Origin of the sequence: Streptomyces zaomyceticus (assembly GCF_014656215.1) — a bacterium.
GTDB lineage: Bacteria > Actinomycetota > Actinomycetes > Streptomycetales > Streptomycetaceae > Streptomyces > Streptomyces zaomyceticus.
On sequence record NZ_BNBZ01000005.1, the window covers coordinates 71,762 to 91,318 of the forward strand.

A 19,557-nucleotide genomic window follows, 5' to 3' on the forward strand; every position below is an offset into this window, starting at 1 on the left:
TACGGGACGGCTCTTGTGCCTAGGGGACGGCGCTGGGGCGGAAGCTCTGGGACGGGGACCCGTCGCAGGAGCGCTGGACCAGCGGGACGCCGACCGTGGCGGCACCGGTGGTGGTGAGGCACTTGCCGCTGTGGCGGGCGACGAAGTGGTACCGGCCTGAGGCTTCGGCCACCGGCAGCCACTGCTGGTTGGTGCCGCCGGAGAAGGACCAGAGCTGCAGCGCCGCGCCGTCCGCGGTCGACCGGTCGGTGACGTCGACGACCTGCTGCGGAGCGGTGCGGACGCCGACGCGGGTGTATCCGTCGGTCGTCGGGGTGAAGCGGAACTGCTGGGCCTGGGTGCCGTTGCAGGTGTACTGCTGGACGGGTGTGCCGTTGGCCGTGCCCGCCGCCCTGACGTCGACGCACAGGCCGTTGGCCTCGGCGGCCAGCGTGTACCAGGAGTCCCCCGGGAAGGGACCGGGCGGGGTGGTGGTGCCGGTGCCCGCCAGCCACTTGAGGCCGTCGATCAGGAGACGGTTCTGGGTGGGGCTCGCGAAGGTGGAGGAGAGCCGGGTGTTGGTGCTGTAGTTCATGGCGTTGTGGCCGAAGTTGGCGTACAGCATGCGGTACTGCGTGTTGGTCCACACGAGGGGGTAGTCGCCGCTGTACCAGGTCTGGTTCGGGTCGGTGCCCAGCGGGAAGCCGGCCGGGTCGACCGAGGCGAGGACCTTGATGGACGGGTTGGACCGCAGGTTGTTCGACCAGCTGTACCACTCGCTGACGGCGGAGGTCCATGTCGTGGGCAGGCCGGCCGCCACGGGATGGGCCGCGTTCTCGGTGCGTACGAGGGCGGTGGTCGGGCCCCAGGTGTTGGAGCGGAAGTTCCCGCTGCCCAGGAACTGGTTGTAGTACCAGTTCCAGCCGGCGGCGTTGGTGGTGAACGCCGAGACGTGGAAGCCGAGCCAGGCCCCGCCGCCCCGCATGTACCGCTCGAACCCGGCGCGTTGCGCGGCGCTCTGCGGGGCGTCGTCGAGGAAGAGGACGACGTCGTAGGCGTCGACGCCGCCGTTGGCGAGCAGGTTCCAGTCGGTGGTCGCCGTGTAGGTGAAGTTGTGGGCGGCCGCGGTGCGCGGGAACCAGTCGTTGGCTTCCTTCACGAAGTCGATGTGGGCCGCGTCCCAGGTGCCGTTGTAGAAGGCGAGCACGCGGAAGTCCGGTGCGGCCGGGGCCGCCTGGGCGGGGGCGACGACCCCGAGGCCGAGGACCAGCGCCATGAGGCCGAGGAGTCGGGTCAGGAGTCGTCTCATGGGTGGCTCACCAGGTTCGCGACGTTGGTGGAGGAGTTGGACGGGCCGCCGCGGTCGTTGACGACGTGCCGGATGGTGCCGGTCCCCCCGAGGGAGACGGTGACCATGTTCCGGAAGCGGACGTCGGGACGGTTCGGGGCCTCGATGGCGTGCTCGGCCGTGACTCCGGGGTTGACGTTGAAGTAGCAGTAGCTGCCGAGTCCGTAGGCCTGGTGACTGGTGACGGAGTCGGCGACCTTGTACGCCGCGTAGCCCTGGGTGGAGCCGTTCATCCAGGCGGCCTGGTTCGGCGGGTCGTACGGCATCTCGTTCTGGTAGAAGTACGTGCGGCCGCGGTTGCCGTTCCAGATCGTCTGGTGCTTCTGGTAGTGCTCGACGAACAGGCCGTACATGGTGACGTCGTCACCGTTGACGATCAGTCCGGTGTCGGCGGTGTTGGTGGTCCAGCCGACGCCGCTGCCGTGGTCCGCGCGCCAGACCCACAGGTGGTCGCCGACGACATGGTCGCTGTTGACGACCAGGCTGGTGGTGGCCTTGCCGACGGCCGCGCCGCCGACCCGGAAGTACACGTCGTGGAGCGAGGTCGGGTTCGTCGCGTGGGAGGCGGACGAACCGGCCGGGCCGAGCTCCAGCAGGGTCTGCGAGTTGACGGTGCCGGCGTCGAAGAGGACGCCCGCGATCTTCACCCCGTCGACGTCGGCGACGGTCATGGCGGTCACGCCGTTGTCGGGGACGAAGGTGGCGAGGCCGAGGCCGAGGATCACGGTGTCGGGGCGGGTGACCCGCAGGGTCTGGTTCAGGTGGTACACCCCGGGGGTGACCAGCAGGTCCTTGCCCGCCGCGAGGGCGGCGTTGATCTGGGCCGCGGTCGCGCCCGGCTTCACGACGTGGAAGCGGTCCATGCCGAGCCGGGTGCCGGCGGGGGTGCCGCCGGAGGCCCAGGTGGTGCCGCTGGAGTCGTTGCGCGGGGCGGGCACGACGACCTCGTAGGCGCCGGCGGCGTCCACGGTGAGGAAGGGCTTCTCCCGTACGACGGGGGTCCGGTCGACGGTCGTGTACGGCGGGTTGGGGAAGCTCGTGCCGGGGACGCCCTGGCTGCCGACGAAGACCATGTTCCAGTTCGACCCCGTCCAGGAGCCGAGCTGTGAGTTGCGGGTCAGCCACTGCTGCTGGGTGCCGGAGCGGACCTGGCCGTCGATCTTGGAGTCGGCCATGAAGCCGCCGCTGGACCAGCCGCCGTCGCTCAGTTCCAGATTGCCGCGCACATGCATCCGGCGGTAGGCAGAGGCCTGCGAGACGGCCCAGCGGTCGGTGCCGCCGGTGGGATTGACGGAGAGGTTCTCCGCGCCGCGCCAGAAGTTCTGGGTGGCGTTCTGGGGCGGGAACCAGTCGGCCTCCACGTGCACGGCGCCGTTGATCGTCACGGCGTCGGGCGACTGGCCGAGGCCCAGGACCTGGGTGTAGAAGCCGACGTTGACATCGTTGTTGTACGTGCCCGGCTTGAACAGGACGGCGTACCGCTCCGACCCGAACTGGTTGGTCTCCTGGCGCTGGAAGATCGTGTTCAGACGGCCCTGTACGGTCGCCGAGGGCATCGACGGGTCGAGGACGACGACGTTCGGACCGAGGTCGACGTCACCGGGGGCGGTGCTGACGGGCGTCACCTGAAACCGCTGGGCGGCCGTGCCGTTGCAGGTGTACTGGACGAGCTGCACACCGTCGGAGGTGGACGCGGCGGGCACGTCGAGGCACTTCCCGCTGTTGCGGTTCACCAGGCGGAACGCCCCGGACCCGTCGTCGACGGCCCGCCACTGCTGGTTGAGGCCGCCGCCGTACGTCCACAGGTGGACGGCGGCGTTGTCGGCGGTGGAGACGTCACTGACGTCGACGACCTGGGCGGAGTCGGCGCGGGCGCCGATCCGGACGTGGCCGTCGGAGGTCGGTACGAGGTTCCACTGCTGGGCGGCGGTGCCGTTGCACGCGTACTGCTGGACGGCGGTGCCGTTGGCGGTCGCGGCGGCGCGGGCGTCGAGACACTTGCCGCTGCCGGAGTTGACGACGGTGACCAGTCCGGTGGGGATCTCGGCCGCGGCCTCGGCCGAGGTGACGGCGGCCGTGGCGGAGCCGGGGGACAGGGCGACCAGGGTCGAACAGGCGACCGCACCGGCGGCCAGGACAGCTCCGAGGTGCCGGAGCCCTGGACGGGCACGGGCGGGGCGCCGGGGTCCGGCGCTCCGTGGGGTGGTGGGCATGGGACTCCTTGGTGGGGGTGGGGAGGTGTACCGGACGTTCACGTGGCGCGGATCAGCCGTTGTAGGCCGCGAGGATCCTGGTGAACTCCCATGCCTGCTGCCCGATGCCGCCGCAGGTGTCGGCGCCGCCGCCGGTGCAGGGCCGGTCGCGGTTGACGGACCAGAAGGTCAGCCGGGCCAGGTGCCGCTGCTGCGCATAGCCGAGGATGGTGTGGAAGTCGGCCTGGGTGATCGTCTCGCCGACGTCCGTGACGCCGTTCATCGAGGAGATGCCGGTGTGGCGGTAGGCCTGGTCGTCGCTGTAGCCGTACGCGTTCTTCACCGCGGTCTTGAGCCCCTCGGCGGCGCGGACGGTCAGGGTGCCCATGTTCTGGCCGTTGCCGCCGAAGTTGAACGGCATGATCGTCCAGCTGTCGACCGTGAGTCCGGCCGCGGCGGCACGGTTGATCAGGCTGGTGTCGGGGCCGTTCTGGCCGGTGCCGAAGGTGACGTACACCTTCAGGCCGGGGTTGGCTGCCTTCACGGTCCTCAGTGCGTCGACCGTGCGCTGCTGGACGGTGGGGCTGTCGTAGGCGGCGGCCTCGATGTCGATGTCGATGGCCTTCAGGCCGTACGCGTTGATGACCTTCTGATAGGCGGCGGCGAGCTCGCCCGCGCTGGAGCACGAGCTCTCCAGCTTGTTGCCGCTCCACCCGCCGAAGGACGGGATGACGTCGCCGCCGGCGGCCCGGACCGTGTTGACCGTCTGCTGGTCGACGCCGCCGAGCAGGGGGCGGCCGCCGTCCCACTGGGGATTGCAGTAGCCGTTGCTGAGGACGAAGGCGAGCGTGAACCACTTGACGCCCGTGGCGTTCATGACGGTCGTCGGGCTCGGCGGGCTGCCCCAGCCGTTGTAGAGGTACGGCGCGACGGCCATGTTCCCGCCGGGCGCGGGACCGGTCCCGCCGGCCGGGGGCGCGGTCCACTTCTGGTTGGCCGTGCCGGTGCACGTCCAGATCTGCAGACGGGTGCCGTTGGCGGAGCTGTTGCCCGTGGCGTCCAGACACTTGTCGGCCACCGGGTTGACGATGTCGCGGGCGGCGGTCACCGTCCAGCGCTGGGCGGCGGAGCCGTTGCAGTCCCAGAGCTGCACCGTCGACCCGTTCGCCGTTCCGGCGGAGGTGACGTCCAGGCACTTGCCGAGGGCCTTGATGGTGCCGTCCGCACCCACGTCCCAGTTCTGGGCGGCGGTGCCGTTGCAGTCGTAGAGCTGGACGGGGGTGCCGTTCGCGGTGTTGGCGCCCGCCACGTCGACGCACTTGCCGCCGATGCCGGTGATCCGGCCGGCGGCGGCCTCGGCGGTGGTGTTCGTGGCCACGGTGAGACCACCGGCGGCGAGCGCGAGTGCGGCGACGGTGAGGGGAAGACGGATCCGTTGCATGCGGGGGGTCCTCTCGGGTGGGGGAGGCTCGTCGGAGGGCGCGGCCGGACGCCGGCGCCCTCCTGGATCGACCGGTCCGTTCATGGACATGAACGCCATTCGACTTTCTGATCAGCGAAAGTAAAGGTCTGAACCAGACACGTCAAGAGTTCGCGCATTCAGGCCTTGAACGCACAACCGCCTTGAAGGACACCCGAGTTGGGATTCGTTGAGAGTTGGCGTGAAGTGTTGACGACAGAGGGGTGCGAAAGGCCCCGAAGGCGTCACCTCGCGATGTTCACCGGGATGCGGAGGTCGGCCACCGCCTGTGCCCAGGTCCGGTCGGATGAGTGCCCGTGACGCCCATGACCGCCGAATAGAGGCTGGTCTGGGCGGTGATGAAGAGACGGTTGCGCTTGGCGCCGCCCCAGGCGATGTTGGCCACCGTCTCCGGTACGGCGAGCCGCCCGATCAGCGTGCCGTCGGGGTCGTAACAGTGCACCCCGTCGTCCATCGCCGCGGCCCAGAGCCGGCCGGCGTCGTCGAAGCGGAGGTTGTCGAAGCGGGCCGCGCCGCGCGCCCCGGCTTCGGCGAAGACCTTGCCGTCCGAGAGGGTTCCGTCCTCGCGCACGTCGAAGACCCGGATGAAGCCCGCCCGGGTGTCGGAGACGAAGAGCTGCCGCTCGTCGGCGGAGAAGACGAGTCCGTTCGGCGCCCCGAAGCCGTCGGCGACCAGGCGCACTTCACCCGTCCCGGGGTCGATGCGGTAGACGTTGTTGGACCCGATCTCGCTCTGGGCGCGATGACCCTCGTAGTCGCTGGTGATGCCGAAGTCCGGGTCGGAGAACCAGATGGAGCCGTCGGACTTGACCGCCGCGTCGTTCGGGCTGTTGAGGCGCTTGCCCTGCCAGCGGTCGGCCAACACGGTGATCGTGCCGTCGTGTTCGGTCCGCGTCACCCGTCGGTTGCCCTGCTCGCAGGTGACGAGTCGGCCCCGGCCGTCGAGGGTGTTGCCGTTGGTGTGCCCGGCGGACCGGCGGAACACGCCGACGGCGCCGGTCTCCTCGTCCCAGCGCAGCATCCGGTCGTTGGGGATGTCGCTCCAGATCAACTGCCGCCAGGCGGGCAGGTAGACCGGCCCCTCCGCCCAGCGGCAGCCGGTGTACAGGACTTCCAGGCCGTCGTCGCCGTTCATGCACCGACCGGTACGGAACCGGTCGTCGAACATCTCGTAGAAAGCGGGGCGCTCGCTGGTCATTGAGGATCCCTCCCATGCAGGCGGCTGCCGAATGTCGTTCGGTATATGGGAAAGATTGCTGGATGACATACGGCAGTCGCAAGAATCACTCGAACGAAGAGTTGTGGATCACAGTCGTCCGGGCCGTCGGCCGAGGACCGGGGGCAGCCGCTGCGTCGACTCCGGAGACGTGTGCCCTTCGCGTCGGGCCCGAGGCGAACGTTCGTGTCGGATTCCTGCCAGAAGCCGGGTGGCGACCGATGGTGGACTGAAGCCATGACCGTCACGCAGTCGGGCAACGCCCACCTCTTCCGTTCCCTGCACACCGCACCCGCGCCCCTGGCCCTCGCCAACGCCTGGGATGTCGCGAGCGCTCGTGTCATCGAGGCCGCGGGTGCCCCCGCGATCGCCACGACCAGCGCCGGTGTCGCCTGGTCACTGGGTTCCCCGGACGGCGACTGCCTCACCCGCGACCGGGCGTTGGAACGGATCGCCCGCATCGTCGCGGCCGTCGCGGTTCCGGTGACCGCCGACATCGAAGGCGGGTACGGGACGGATGCCGCCGGCGTCGCCGAGACGGTGGCCGGGGTGCTCGCGGCCGGCGCCGTCGGCGTCAACATCGAGGACGGCACCCGGCCCCCGACGGAGCTCGCGACGCGGCTGGCGGCGGCCCGGCAGACCGCCGACCGGTCGGGCGAGGACCTGTTTCTCAACGCTCGCGTCGACACCTACCTGCTCGGGCTCGGTGCCCCGGACGCCCGGCTGAAGGAAACCCTGACCCGGGCGCGTCTGTACGTCGACGCGGGGGCGGACGGCATCTTCGTCCCCGGCGTCACCGACACCGCCACCATCGCGGCACTGGCCGGGAGCATCTCCGTACCCCTGAACGTCATGGCCGGTCCGGGAGCCCCGACCGTCGCCGAGCTCGGCGCCCTCGGCGTGGCCCGCGTCAGCCTCGGCTCGGGCGTGGCACAGGCCGCGTACGCCGCCGCCCGCCGCGCCGCGCCGCGCGGGACCTCTTCGGCACCGGCGACTACGAGTCCCTCGCCGCGGGGATCGCCTACCCGGAACTCGACGCGCTGTTCCCCGACCTCCACTGACGTCGGTCGATCGGCCCGGGCGGCTCGAACTACGCTGACGGGCGTGCAGAACGAGCTCGCCCACGAAGGCAGCGCCTTCGTCAACTTTCGGCACTACACGTTCCAGGATGCGAGGTCGCCCGCCTTCAGGTGGGTCGACGTCAAGTGTCTGCTGTTTCCCACGGCACCCGTCGACGATGCGGAACTGCTTGCCGCACTCATCCGCCATGAGCAGTTCCGGGACGACTACGCCGGCGGCGGAGTGGACCCGGAGGGGCTGCGGCACGGCCCGTACTGGCTGAAGGCGGTGACACCCGACGCGTACGAATCCGTCGGCCGGGAGGAGGGTGACCTCATCCTGCGGAAGTGGGCAAACCAGTTCGAGGACCTGCCCGTCGACCTCGCGGCGGATCTACACCGGGAGGTGTTCGACCGTCTGGCCGCGGCCGACAGCATCTACTGCCTGAGGGAACTCGGCGACGAGGCGATGCACGACTGGGGCGGTGTATACGGCGAGTTCCACGAGTTCGTGCTCATCGACCGATCGGCAGAACGGATCACGCTGCTCGTCGCGGCCGACGACTGAATCGACGGCCTGAGTGGCAGTGCAGGAAGCATCGAATCGCCGGGCTCCAGCCGATCCGAGCCTCTGCGCGATCCGCCACCGGGTGAGTCGCTCGACCCCGTCGGGCACGCCCTAGGCTGCCGGGATGATCAAGAAGCCGATAGAACTCGTGATATTCGACTGCGACGGGGTCCTGGTCGACAGTGAACGCATCGCCGTGCGGCTCCAGGTCGAGCTGGGTGCGGAACTCGGCTGGCCGCTGACTCACGACGAGGTCGTCGACCGATTCATCGGGCGGTCCAAGGAGTCCATCTGCGAGCAGATCGCCCAGCGGCTGGGCGAGGCGACGGCGGCGCACTGGTGGGATCAGCTCGTCCGGCGCCATCGGGAGGCGGTGGACGCGGGGCTGGAGCCGGTCGACGGACTGCCCGAGGCGTTGGTCGGGATCACCCTGCCGGTCTGTGTCGCCTCCAGCGGCTCGCACGAGAAGATGCGGCACACTCTGGGCGTCACCGGGCTCCACGAGCGTTTCGAGGGCCGCATCTTCAGCTCCTCCGAGGTGCCCCGAGGCAAGCCCGCCCCCGACCTCTTCCTGCACGCGGCGCGGAGGATGGGGGTCGACCCGGCCGCCTGCGCGGTGGTCGAGGACAGTCGCCCCGGCGTCCAGGCCGCCCGAGCCGCCGGGATGCGCGCCTTCGGCTACGCGGGTGGACTCACCCCGGCCGAACGGCTCGTGGGCCCCGGCACCGTCGTCTTCCACGACATGCGCGAGCTGCCCGGCCTCATCGCCGAGGGGTGACGACCACGGAGCGGCCGAGGTGCCCGCGGCCGATCAGCGGTCGTCAGCCGGCGAGGCGGTCCAGTTCGGCGCCGATCGCCGCGCGGAGGGTGTCGTGCGCCGGGCCGAGCGCGTACTCCTCGTCGTTCCACCGCTGTCGCGGGTACAGCCACACCGGCAACCCCACGAGATCGGCGGGCTCCCACTCGAACCGGGGCCAGACATGGGCGTGCAGGAAGCCGTCGGTGTTCCCGAGGATCTCCAGGTTCACGCGCCGGAACGCGGGGTCCAGCCGAAGGCAGGCGCGCTCGACGGCCTCGCCCAGCCGGTCCATGTCGGACAGAAAGCTCAGACGCCTGTGCTTCGGCAGCTCCGACAGCCGTTGCACGGCGGGATCGTCCGTCAGGAGCACGGAGTACCCGGGCAGGAACTGAACGTCCCCGATGACCGCGAACCCGGCGTCGAGCCGCCGGAGGACCGAGGGGTTCTGGCCCCGAAGCGCGCTCCCGATGCGGTCTGCCCGCCAGTCGTCCGTCATGGAAGCCGAGTCTAGGGGTGTGACCGGCATGGGCCCTGAACCGGAACGGGACCGCGGATCGGTGGCTCGGACTCTTCCTCGAACCCTGCGCCCGTGCCCCGGCGGGACCGCGGGAACTCCATGGAGAAGTCAGCCATCGCAGGTGCTACCCGCGTCCTCCCTTCGGCCCGTCCAGGCGATCGCGGAGGTGAGCAACGGCCTGGTGCGGCCGGCCGCGCCTCACCAGGCGTTCAGCGAGCGCGATGGCACCGTCCACCGTTCCGGAGCGAAGGAGCTCCTCGTCGGATCCGGCGAACTCTGCCGGCTCCACTTCGTCCACGGCTCGGCCGCTCAACTCCATGACCTTGGCCCTCATGAGCGCTTGATCCAGGTGGTTGCCGCCGTGGCGGGTGAAGTGGTCGCCGATGTAGGCAAGTGCGTCGTCGGCCCTCCCGGCATCGACCAGGATGCGGCAGAGCAGGTCGATGATCCAGTCGCAGTCGCCGCCGACCGTCTCAGCGACCGTGCTCAGTATCTCGACGGCCTCGTCGTGGCGGCCGTGACGGGCAAGGAGCTCGGCGAGGCCGAACGCCGAATGAGGATCCCCGGTCCTCGCGGATTGCCCTAGCAGGGCAACCGCTTCCGGAATCCGGTCCTGTTCTTCCAGCAACTGGGCGAGGGCGGCCAGGGCGTACTCCTCGCCGCCGTCGGCCGGGAACGCGCGCAACTCGGCCTCGCGCCCGTGGCGGCCCAGGAGACGGGCGAGCTGCTCGGCGTGGTTCGCGTACACGACACCATCGACACAGACGTGCCTGCCCAGCAGGTGGATCGCCTCGTCGATCCGGCCTTGGAGTTCCAGGAACCTGGCATGCAGGGGGACCGTGTCCACGGCATCCGAGCTCCAGGACTCGAACGGGTCCGTCGGGCCGGTCTGGATATCGGGGAGCAGCGCGGCGATCTCGGCGTCGCGACCGTGGCCCCCAGCGAGCTCCACCAGTTCCTCGGCGAGCAGAAGGTCTGCGGCTCGCGGGCCGAGCAGGGCGACGACCTGGTCGAGGTGGTCCTGCCGAGCCAGCAGCCGTGCCAGGTCGCGCAGGGCGTATCGGTGCCCCGCGTCGGCGAGCGGACGGAGCAACGCAATGGCCTCGTCGTGCCGCTCCCCTTCGGCGAGCAGCCCGGCGACCGCGTCGACGGCAGGCCACCAACCGGTGGCCGCGAAGGGCCGTAGCAATGCCAGCGCCGTCGCCCGTCCCTCCGGGCCGGATGCGGCAGCGGCCTCGGCCAGCCGACGGGCACAGAACCAATCACCGTGGTTCGCCGCCCGGCGCAGGATGTCGTGGTGGCGATACTCGTGAAGGAGCGCGGCGACGGTGGGCGGTATCCAGCCGTCGAACGTGCGGTGACGGTGGTCGAGGTCGGCTTTGTCCATGGTCGCGAACCCTAGCTGCGCCGTCGAGGAGACGGTCACGAGCGGGCACGTTACGGGCCCCGCCCCGACAGCCCGCTGGAGTTCGACGGCCGGGCCGCCCGCCCGGACCGATACCGTGACCGGCCGGCTCGCCGGCACGTGCGGGACCCACGCGGGTGGAGGCCGGGGGCCGGCGCCGTGGGAGTCAGATCGCGGGGAGGGACGGATCGGGTGTCCAGGGAGTGGGGGCGGTGATGGCCCAGCGTTCGTGGTCCCGCCAGTCCCCGTCGATGTAGAGGTACGCGGGTGAGATTCCCTCGTAGCGGAAGCCCAGGCGCTGGACCACGGCGAGCGACGCCTTGTTCCCCGGCTGGATGTTGGCCTCCAGCCGGTGCAGCCGCAGTTCGGTGAAGGCGTACCGCAGGGTGGCGGTGAGCCCTTCCGTCATGTACCCGCGCCCCGCGGACGGGGCGAAGGCCGCATAGCCGAGGGAAGCGCCCTGGAAGCGGCCCCGGATGATCGAGTTGATGTTCACCATGCCGGCGGCTTCGCCGGTCTCCCGGACGCGGATCAGGAAGCCCCGGTTGGTGCCGCCCTCGAAGCGGCGCATCCAGGCCTGGAACTCTTGCTCGTTCGTGGGCAGTTGCATCCACGGCCCGTGCAGCTCGGAGCTGGCCCGCACGAGCGCGCAGAACTCGTCCTGGTCGGAGAGGGTGAGCGGGTGCAGTTCGACCCGTGACGGCGTATTCGACATGGGCCAACGGTAGAGCGCGGGGGGAGCGGACCGTCCAGGTGGTCCGCCAAGGGGCCGGCCGCAGGTGAACGACCTGGGCCGTCCCTTCCGGCCTAGCCTCGGGCGGCGTTCGCGCGGCGGCGTCGGGTGAGGACGAGGATCGCGGCGCCGACGGCGGCCAGAACCGCGGCGGCGGCAGCGTACGGGGTGAAGTGCGCGCCCGTGGTCGCGAGCGAGCCTTCGCCGTGCCCGGTGGCCGACGGCGACGGGGTCGGCGAACCGGGCACGGCCGGGGCGGAACCGCCCTCCGTGGGCGGAGTGGAGGGAGCCGACGGGGCGGGGGTCATCGTCTCCGGGGTGGCGGGGGGGCTCCTCGGAGGGCCCGGAGGCGGAAGGAGCCGGAGTGGTCGGCAGCGGCTGCGTGGGCGTGGCGCTCGGACCGCCCGGCGAGGGCTTGCAGGTGAACGTCGAGGTGCCGGTCCACGGGTAGTTGTGGGTCTCGTTGCCCGTGCCGTGGGTCCGCAGGTCGCCGCCGACATAGACGCGGCCGTTCGTGCTGGCCGTGAGGTCCGCCGACGCCTTGGGGGCGAGGATCGAGCCCATGAAGTTGCCCCCACCGCCCAGGGTGAGGGACGGGGTCGCCTCGAAGTTGTAGAGGATCCGCGACGCGGCCGCCCCGAAGTGGGCGGAGTCGTACACGTCGACGCGGTCGCCGTTGAACCCGACGGACAGGGGGGAGATGCCGACCGGCTGGCCGCCCGTCACGTTCACCAGGACGGCGGACCGCTCGGGGATCGACCGGAAGTCGAAGGACGACGCGCCGTCGAGCTCCTTGGCGGAGATCTCGAACACCTGCGGGCCGTCGGTCCCGCCACGGCCGCCCTCGAAGAGGACGGTGTCGCCCCGGCGTTCGGTCGTGCCGGTGGGCTTCAGCGAACCGAGGGACGTCGACTCGCCGTGGACGGTGGCGGCGAACGTGTCGTACGGGGTGAGTGCCTCTCGTGCTCCCACGCCCGACGAGCGGCCCCCGCCGTTCGTCTCCAGGGTCCCCTTCTCGTCGATCGCTCCACCGACGTGGACGGCACCGCCGTAGCCGGGGCCGGACGTGAGGCCGTGTCCGACGTCGACCGTCGTGCCACGGGCGATCGTGAGGTCGCCGCCCACGGCGAGCATGACGGATCCCGGCGAGGGGAGGATTCCGGAACCGGCGCCGACCCGGCCGACGTTGAACACGCCGCCGGACGCCTTGGCGAAGGCGGCGTCTCCTGCGACGACGAGCAGGCCCTCGGCCTCGGCGGTCGCGCCGTCGGCGGTGTAGTCGCCGCCGGCGAAGAGGGCCACGTTGGCATCGGTGAACCGCGGTTCGTGACCGATCCCGGGCTCCTCGCCGGGAGCCGGGCACGCCAGGGACCCTCCCGGGGCCGGGGCGAGGGGCGCGGCCGGGGCGAGGGGAGTGGCCCCCAGGGCGCTGCCCGGGGTGGTGGGGCCGAGCGCGAGGCCCAGGCCGAGGCTCAGGGCCACAGCGCCGCTCAGTCGCGGGCCCGTGCTTGCGGTGGTGCTCATCTACGTGAACCTTTCAGGTCTCTTGCGAGGTGACGGTGGGGGTGGAGCAGGCCGGGGGCGGGTGTGAACCGGCGGGCTCAGTCGGTCTCGGACCGCAGAAGGGCGCGGGTGAGGGGTCCGTACACCCCGTACTCCTCCGGGATGTTCCGCGCGCCCTGGTAGCGGGTCAGGGCTTCCTCCACGGACCGGTTGAAGACGCCGTCGGCCGAGCCGAGATAGAGGTAGAGCCGCTGGAGCCGGCGCTGGAGGTCGGCGACTTCGGGTCCGGTGCTTCCGAGGGCGAGGTCGCGCGGTTCGGGTGGTGGGTTCCGGCTGGGGCGGTGCGACGACGGCGGGCGCGTCGACGTGGCGACGGGGGAGGGGGAGGAAGGGGACGAGTGCGTCGGGGAGGGGGTGACCGTGACCGCGGCGGTGGCCGAAGGGGTGGGTGTGGGGGTTGGCGCGGATGTGACCGGCGGACGGGTGGAGGGTGTGGCACGAGGGCTCGACCGTGTGGCTGTCTCGTCGGTGACGGGAGGTGCGCCGGTCGCGTTCCCGTTCGGGGTCCGGTCGGCGGTCACGGCGACGGGGAGCGTGAGGGACGGAACCGACGGCGGCCCGGAGCCGGGCTCGGCGGCGATCCAGACCGTCAGTGCGGCGCCGAGTCCTGCCGAGAGCGTGCCCGCGACCATCAGGGGGAGCGACAGGGACCGCCGTGCGGGGGGTGTCGGGTGGCGGTGCCGGTTCCGTCGAGACCCGTGGGCGGGCGGCGCGGCCCGGGCGGGGCCCTTCGGTGGACGGACGACGTCGTCGAAGAGCTCGATGTCCTGCCCGCGTGCCCCCGTACCGGCGCCGCCGCCCGGCTCGGCGACCTTCCCGAAGACGCGGTGGCCCCGGTCGTCCGTCTGCGCGGGTTCATGAGCGACGGAGGTGACTGCTGTGGTCAGGGCAGTCCTGTTGCGCATGGAGTGCTCTCCAGATGAGGTGACGCCGAGGGAGGTGCGGCCGGAACCGAGGGAGGTGTGGCCAAGGCTGAGAGAGGTGAAGTCAGGGCCGAGGAAGGTGTGGCCAAGGCCGAGGGAGGTGAGGTCACGGCCAGGGAGGCGTGGCGAAATCCGAGGGAGATGTGGTGAAGCCGTGGAGATATTGACTGCTGTTCAAAGCAAGCGTCAACCACGTTCAATCCAGGTGAATTCCGAAGATTCGCGACCTTGTTCCTTAAAGGACTTTTAACGCGTGACGCACGTCACGCGATGGGAGCGTCTCGAGCTGCTCTCCGGCCGCTCTCGGGGTGGGGGAGGCGGCCGTGCGCGAACCGGCTCGCCGTGGGCGGAGGGCGGGTGGTCCGGGCGGGCTCGCCGGCCCGGTGCCCCATCGGCGTGGCCCGGCCGCTTGACCTTGACACGGTGGCAAGGTCTTCACTACCGCCAGGGAGGTGGTCCCGATGACCATGCCGAAACAGGACACGGATCCGATGCGCGCTCGCCAAGCCCTGGAGGACGACCGCTCGTCGGTGCGACTGCGGGCGGCGCTCGCGGTCGGCACGACCCCGGACGTACGGTTCGTCGACACGCTGATCGAGCGGTGCGCGGTCGAGCCCGATTTCCACGTACGCGAGATGCTCACATGGGCACTCACCCGCCACCCGCCGGCTGTGACGGTTCCCGAGCTCCTCGACCAGGTCCGCTCGGAGCGGACGCAGGCGCGAAGCCAGGCGCTGCACACCCTGTCCAAGATCGGGGACCGACAGGCATGGCCGGTGATCACACGGGCGCTGCTGTCCGACGCCGACGACGAGGTGGCGCGGAGCGCCTGGCGGGCGGCGGTCGTGCTCGTACCGGAGGAGGAGAAGCCCGAGTTGGCCCATGCTCTGGCGACACAGCTCGGACGCGGTGAGCGTGAGACGCGGTTGAGCCTCAGCCGGGCGCTGATCGCGCTCGGCGAGGTGATCCTGCCGACCCTGCGCTCCGCGACGACCGGGCTCGACCCCGAGGTACGGCTGCACGCCCTCGCCACGGAGCGGCTGTTGCGCGACCCGGACACCGGATTCGAGTTCGCGATCGAGGAGGCGAAGCGGGTCGCCGTACTGGGCCCGGGCCCGACCGGCCAGGAGGAGAACTAGGTCGTGTTGATCGGTTGTGTGGCGCGGCGGTCCGGGGTCAGTGCCCGCATGCTCAGGCATTACGAGTCGCTCGGCCTGGTCCGGCCGACGGGTCGTACCGACGCCGGGTATCGGGAGTACTCCGACGAGGACATCCGGCGCATCTTCCACATCGAGAGCCTGCGGTCGCTGGGGCTCTCGCTGCGTGAGGTCGGGTCCGCGCTCGACGATCCCGGATTCACCCCCACCCGGCTCGTCGACGACCTGGTCCGCCGGACGAGGGAACGCATCGCGACCGAGACGGCGCTGCTCACCCGGCTGCGCCGGATCGGGGCCGCGGAACCGGCGGGCTGGCAGGACGTCCTCCACGTCGTGGCCCTCCTCCAGGCCCTCGGGTCGGAGAGCGCGGGCAGGCGCCAGCGCGCGGCCCTGTCCTCCGTCGAGGGGGCTTCGGTGCCGGTGGAGGCCCTGGTCGAGGCGGTGTTGGGCGAGCCGGACCCGAACGTCGCCGGAGCACTTCGATGGGCCCTGGCGCAGTCGGGCGGCGGAGGCTGGGAGCTGCTGGCGGAGGGCCTCGGCTCACCTGTGGCCGAGGTGCGCGAGCGTGCCGTCCGGACCGTCGCCGAGATGCCGAACGACGAGGCGACCGAGTTGTTGCGGGAGGCCCTCGGCCACTCCGACGTCGAGGTCCGCAGGTGCGCCGCGCCGGCGCTCGCGGCACGGGGAGTGGCCGACGCCGTTCCGACGCTCGTCGACATGGTCGTGGAGGAGGCGCGTGACGCCGAGGCGGCCGACGCCTTGACCGCGCTGGCGAGCCGTCCGGCGGAGGCGGACCGGATCGCCACCGCGCTCGTCGACCGTCTCGCCGGTGGCGCGGTGGGACCGGCCGCCCGCCGGCGCCTGACACAGGCGCTCGCGGACATCCCGGGGAGCACGGCGTCACATGCCCTCGTGGAGCTGTCTCACGACGAGGACCGTGCCGTCGCGCTCACCGCGGCCTACGTGCTGACGCTGCGCGACGCACCGTGACGCGTCACCTGCGAGGGTTCAGCGGGTCATGGGGGTGGCGCCGGTCGCGGCCAGCGACAGTTCCCAGAGTCGTACGGCCGCGTCGGGGTCGACGGCGTACGCGCGGACACCGCCGTCGTCCATCGGTGTGCCGGGGGCGGTGACGCGGGCGATGTCGCAGTCTTCGAGATAGATCCCGCCGCGGCCGTCGAGGAGCGGGGACGTGGCCGCCCACAGACCGGTGGCGGCGCCCTGGGAGGGCGTCTTGAAGTCGGCGCCGATCACGTTGCCGTCCGCGTCCACCCAACCGCGTTCGATCTGTTCCGGGAGTGTCATCTCCCGCTGAAGGCCCGTGATGATCTTTCCGGGGTGGAGAGCGAACGCCCGGACACCGTGCTCGCGCCCCAGGGCGTCGAACCCCACGGCGAAGAGGCTGTTGGCCGTCTTCGCCTGGCCGTACGCCAGCCACCTGTCGTAGCCGGTACGGAAATGAGGGTCGTGCCAACGGAAGTCGGTCAGGGTGTGTCCGGCCGAGCTGTTGACGACGACCCGCGCGCCGTCGGCGGCGGCCAGGAGCGGGGCGAGCTCGCAGGCGAGGACGAAGTGCCCGAAGTGATTGGCCGCGAGCTGGCTCTCCCAGCCGGGGCCGACACGGCGCTCGGGGGTGGCCATGACTCCGGCGACGGCCATGAACAGATCGAGCCGGGTGAGGGCGTCGCCGATCCGTGCGGCGGCGGCGCGCACGCTGCCGAGATCCGCCAGATCCATGGGCACGACGTCACAGCCCGGCACATCCGCGAGTGCGGCGCGGGCGATGTCGGGGCGGCGTGCCGGAACGATCACTTGGGCTCCGGCGGCCGTCAGGGCCCGGGTGGTCGCGAGACCGAGTCCGGAGTAGCCGCCGGTGACGACGGCGCTCGTGCCGGAGAGGTCGAGGCCGGCCATCACGTCCTCGGCGGAGCTGGCGGCGGAGAAGGGCGAGCCGAGCGGCTGCTGATCAGTGCTGGTCATGGCGTCGACGCTACGATCTGGAGTGAGGTCTAGATCAAGTCCTGGATTGACCGGCATGGCGATCGGCGAAACCCCGACCGCGACCGAGGGCCCGACGACGACCGAGGCCTTGACCGCGACCATGACCGAAGCCACGACCACGACCGAAGCCGCGACCACGACCGCCACCGAGGCCACGACCACGACCGAAGCCGCGACCACGACCGCCACCGAGGCCACGACCACGACCGAAGCCGCGACCACAACCGCCACCGAGGCCACGATCACGGCCGAGGTCACGACCGCGACTCCGACCCCGGAAAGCGCTCCGATGCCCGATCAGACGCCCCATCAGACCTCCGATCCGACCCGAACCCCGCCCCTGGCCGCCGGCGCCTCCGGCGAGCCGCTGAGCATCGGCGAAGTCGCCGAGCGGACCGGGCTCAGCGTGCACGCCCTGCGCTTCTACGAGCGGGAGGGGCTGCTGGTCGGACCCGTCGCCCGTACTTCCGGAGGTCGGCGGCGGTACTCCGCGATCGATGTCGACTGGCTGCAGATCTGCGTCAAGCTGCGCGAGTCCGGGATGCCCCTCGCCGACCTCAAGCGGTTCGCCGAGCTGGTGCGCCGGGGGCCGGGCAACGAAGCGGAGCGCCTGGCGCTCCTCGACGGTCATCGGAGGCGGGTCGACGCGCAGATCCAGGCGCTGGAGGAGTGCCGTTCGCTCATCGCGTGGAAGGTCGGCGTCTACGCCGAGCATCTCGACCGGGGCAGGGCCGGCGGCCTCTGGGACCCGACGGCCTGAGGCGCGCAGGGGGCTGGGGCGGGCCCCTGGCGGTCCCTGGCGGGCCGGGTGATCGCCCGTTCGAGGGTCATGCGTCATGGCGAACAGACGCCACGATGCGATCGGTTCATGGCATTTTCCGTGCAGCAATTGGTCGTCTTATGGGCCAAGAGTGATCGGTGGAGGCTGGCCTTCCAGCAAGGTCACATGGCGAACCCGAACTGACTATGCTCCCCGATGTGTTGCGCCGCGATCACAGCGAGTCATGACCGCTGTGGTGCGCGCGGACGGAACACGGCAGTCGCCCGAATGAAATCCGATTCGTTCCTGTCGGCGCGCCGCATCACCTCAGTCCGCTCATTCCAGACTGTTTAGGGACCCCCGATGGTTCGTGCAGGTTCATTTTCCAGAGCCCGGCCACCCGCGGTCGCCCGGGCATGGCTCCTCCCTCCCGGAGTTCTGGCCGGAGCCGCCGCGATAGCGTTGCTCGTCACCCCTGCACAGATACGGACACCGGTCGCCTGGTGCGCCCTTGTCGCGGTCGTCCTGACGACCGTCACCTCGGCCGTGACCGCGCGTTGGCTGCGATCGGCGGACGCGGCCCGCGCGGCGCGGACGAGGGGCGAGGCGCAGGAGTACTACGCACAGCGCGAGGCCGCGCTCATCGGGCGGCTGGCCGATCAGCGGGCCACCACCGTCTGGCTCGCCGAAGAGCTACTTCCGGCGGCCGTCGCCCGGCTGCAGAAGGGTGACCCCGCCTCGGAGATCCTGCAGTCCGTCTCCTACGGGGAGCACCTCGACGGCGAGTTCATCGAGGCGCTCCAGGGGGCCCTGCAGACGCTTCTGGAAGCGGTCGAGGCCGAGGAGAACACGCGCGACTCCTCCCAGCGGGCACTCGTGGCGGTCGCGCGCCGCGTCCAGGCGATCGTGCACCAGCTCGCCAAGGACCTCCACACCATGCAGATCGTCCACGGCACGGATCTCGTGATCTCCCGCGGTCTGCAGGACATCGACCACCGCAACGCCCTGATCGGCCGCCTCGCGGCGAGCATCGCGGTCCTGGGCGACGCCCGCCCCGGACGGCAGTGGTCCAAGGCGATCCCGCTCTACGACGTGCTGCGCGGGGCGATGTCGCGCATCGTGGACTTCCCGCGGGTGAAGCTGCAGTCGGTGACCGAGGTGGCCGTGGTCGGCCCGGGAGCCGAGCCGCTGATCCATCTGCTCGCCGAACTGCTCGACAACGCCACGACCTTCTCGCCGCCGCACACTCCGGTCGAGGTGACCGCGAGCGAGGTGCCCTCCGGCATCGCCATCGAGATCGAGGACCGCGGGGTCGGACTCACCGAGGAGGTCCGGCAGCGCATCGAACGCGTCATGGCGCAGGCGCAGTCGGGCATCCACCTGGCCGGCCTGGGCGAGGTCACCCAGCTCGGACTGCCCGTCGTCAGCCGGCTGGCCCGCGAGCACGGCTGCGAGGTCGATCTGCGGACCTCCGCCTACGGAGGCGTACGGGCCGTCGTGCTCGTTCCCCGGGCGCTGATCACCACGGTGCCGCAGTCCGTCGTGAGGGCCCAGCCGCCCGCCCGCAAGCGCAGGGGAGGCCCGATCCTGCCCAGGCCGACCCCCCCGGGCGACGCACCGCAGAACTCCGGCGAGGTCAGGAAGACCGTCAACGGGCTTCCGCAGCGGCGACGGGAGTCGCCCGTTCCGACACCGGTCGTCCAGACGGCCCCCACCCCCGTCACACCGATCAACTCCCGTGGCACCTCCGGCACGCCCCGCCAGCCGGGGCTGATGTGGGAGGCCTTCAACGGCGACAAGAGATCGGTCACCGAACCGTCCACTCCATACAGCGAGCCGTCAGATGAGGTCGAGTAAC

The 19,557-nt window shown here is 71.0% G+C and carries 16 protein-coding genes and 2 pseudogenes; 7 read left to right on the forward strand and 11 right to left on the reverse strand.

Annotation, left to right across the window (positions count from 1 at the left end; genetic code table 11):
- Positions 1–19 precede the first annotated feature (19 nt).
- The 4 genes from IE311_RS09200 to IE311_RS09215 form a co-directional block, all read right to left on the reverse strand.
- Positions 20–1,288: a ThuA domain-containing protein gene (locus IE311_RS09200; protein WP_189831100.1), complete on the reverse strand. Its 1,269-nt coding sequence runs from the start codon at positions 1,286–1,288 to the stop codon at positions 20–22.
- Complete coding sequence (locus IE311_RS09205; RefSeq protein ID WP_229901806.1) at positions 1,285–3,540, reverse strand: RICIN domain-containing protein; 2,256 nt, start codon at positions 3,538–3,540, stop codon at positions 1,285–1,287. The genes IE311_RS09200 and IE311_RS09205 overlap by 4 nt, the downstream gene beginning before the upstream one ends.
- Before the next feature lie 52 nt (positions 3,541–3,592).
- Entirely contained in the window at positions 3,593–4,960 is a 1,368-nt protein-coding gene (locus IE311_RS09210; RefSeq protein ID WP_189831101.1) for a chitinase, read from the reverse strand.
- Positions 4,961–5,237: 277 nt separating this feature from the next.
- A complete protein-coding gene (locus tag IE311_RS09215) occupies positions 5,238–6,197 on the reverse strand; it encodes an SMP-30/gluconolactonase/LRE family protein (RefSeq protein ID WP_189831102.1) in 960 nt (319 codons plus the stop codon).
- A gap of 255 nt (positions 6,198–6,452) precedes the next feature.
- Here IE311_RS09215 and IE311_RS09220 point away from each other — a divergent pair.
- The 3 genes and pseudogenes from IE311_RS09220 to IE311_RS09230 all read left to right on the forward strand — a co-directional run bounded on the left by IE311_RS09220 (position 6,453) and on the right by IE311_RS09230 (position 8,619).
- Positions 6,453–7,276, forward strand: a pseudogene (locus IE311_RS09220) (isocitrate lyase/PEP mutase family protein).
- 43 nt (positions 7,277–7,319) lie between these two features.
- Positions 7,320–7,841: a hypothetical protein gene (locus IE311_RS09225; RefSeq protein ID WP_189831103.1), complete on the forward strand. Its 522-nt coding sequence runs from the start codon at positions 7,320–7,322 to the stop codon at positions 7,839–7,841.
- 124 nt (positions 7,842–7,965) lie between these two features.
- The gene (locus IE311_RS09230; protein ID WP_373313792.1) at positions 7,966–8,619 is read left to right on the forward strand and encodes an HAD family hydrolase; all 654 of its coding nucleotides are present in this window, start codon (positions 7,966–7,968) and stop codon (positions 8,617–8,619) included.
- A gap of 43 nt (positions 8,620–8,662) precedes the next feature.
- On the opposite strand, the gene IE311_RS09235 is transcribed toward IE311_RS09230, so the two are convergent.
- From IE311_RS09235 to IE311_RS09260, 6 genes and pseudogenes are all read right to left on the reverse strand, one after another.
- A complete protein-coding gene (locus IE311_RS09235) occupies positions 8,663–9,136 on the reverse strand; it encodes a diadenosine tetraphosphate hydrolase (protein ID WP_189831104.1) in 474 nt (157 codons plus the stop codon).
- A gap of 145 nt (positions 9,137–9,281) precedes the next feature.
- Positions 9,282–10,544 carry a hypothetical protein gene (locus IE311_RS09240; protein ID WP_189831105.1) on the reverse strand — a complete coding sequence of 421 codons (1,263 nt, stop codon included), beginning with the start codon at positions 10,542–10,544 and terminating at the stop codon, positions 9,282–9,284.
- A gap of 184 nt (positions 10,545–10,728) precedes the next feature.
- Complete coding sequence (locus tag IE311_RS37310) at positions 10,729–11,277, reverse strand: GNAT family N-acetyltransferase (RefSeq protein ID WP_189831277.1); 549 nt, start codon at positions 11,275–11,277, stop codon at positions 10,729–10,731.
- A gap of 92 nt (positions 11,278–11,369) precedes the next feature.
- The gene (locus tag IE311_RS37315; RefSeq protein ID WP_189831278.1) at positions 11,370–11,795 is read right to left on the reverse strand and encodes an LPXTG cell wall anchor domain-containing protein; all 426 of its coding nucleotides are present in this window, start codon (positions 11,793–11,795) and stop codon (positions 11,370–11,372) included.
- Positions 11,743–12,819 (reverse strand): annotated as a pseudogene (locus IE311_RS37320) (choice-of-anchor A family protein); the annotation flags it as partial. The gene IE311_RS37315 and the pseudogene IE311_RS37320, both read right to left, overlap by 53 nt.
- A gap of 77 nt (positions 12,820–12,896) precedes the next feature.
- On the reverse strand, positions 12,897–13,763 hold the full coding sequence (locus IE311_RS09260) for a peptidoglycan-binding domain-containing protein (protein ID WP_189831106.1): 867 nt from the start codon (positions 13,761–13,763) through the stop codon (positions 12,897–12,899).
- Between the two features lie 479 nt (positions 13,764–14,242).
- Between IE311_RS09260 and IE311_RS09265 the strand changes: the two genes are divergently transcribed.
- Positions 14,243–14,920, forward strand: coding sequence for a HEAT repeat domain-containing protein (locus tag IE311_RS09265; RefSeq protein ID WP_189831107.1), 678 nt, complete (start codon positions 14,243–14,245; stop codon positions 14,918–14,920).
- 3 nt (positions 14,921–14,923) lie between these two features.
- The gene (locus IE311_RS09270) at positions 14,924–15,928 is read left to right on the forward strand and encodes a HEAT repeat domain-containing protein (protein ID WP_189831108.1); all 1,005 of its coding nucleotides are present in this window, start codon (positions 14,924–14,926) and stop codon (positions 15,926–15,928) included.
- A gap of 18 nt (positions 15,929–15,946) precedes the next feature.
- On the opposite strand, the gene IE311_RS09275 is transcribed toward IE311_RS09270, so the two are convergent.
- A complete protein-coding gene (locus tag IE311_RS09275; RefSeq protein ID WP_189831109.1) occupies positions 15,947–16,918 on the reverse strand; it encodes an SDR family NAD(P)-dependent oxidoreductase in 972 nt (323 codons plus the stop codon).
- Positions 16,919–17,279: 361 nt separating this feature from the next.
- Between IE311_RS09275 and IE311_RS09280 the strand changes: the two genes are divergently transcribed.
- Complete coding sequence (locus tag IE311_RS09280; protein WP_229901834.1) at positions 17,280–17,699, forward strand: MerR family transcriptional regulator; 420 nt, start codon at positions 17,280–17,282, stop codon at positions 17,697–17,699.
- A gap of 462 nt (positions 17,700–18,161) precedes the next feature.
- The gene (locus IE311_RS09285; RefSeq protein WP_189831110.1) at positions 18,162–19,556 is read left to right on the forward strand and encodes an ATP-binding protein; all 1,395 of its coding nucleotides are present in this window, start codon (positions 18,162–18,164) and stop codon (positions 19,554–19,556) included.
- Position 19,557 lies beyond the last annotated feature (1 nt).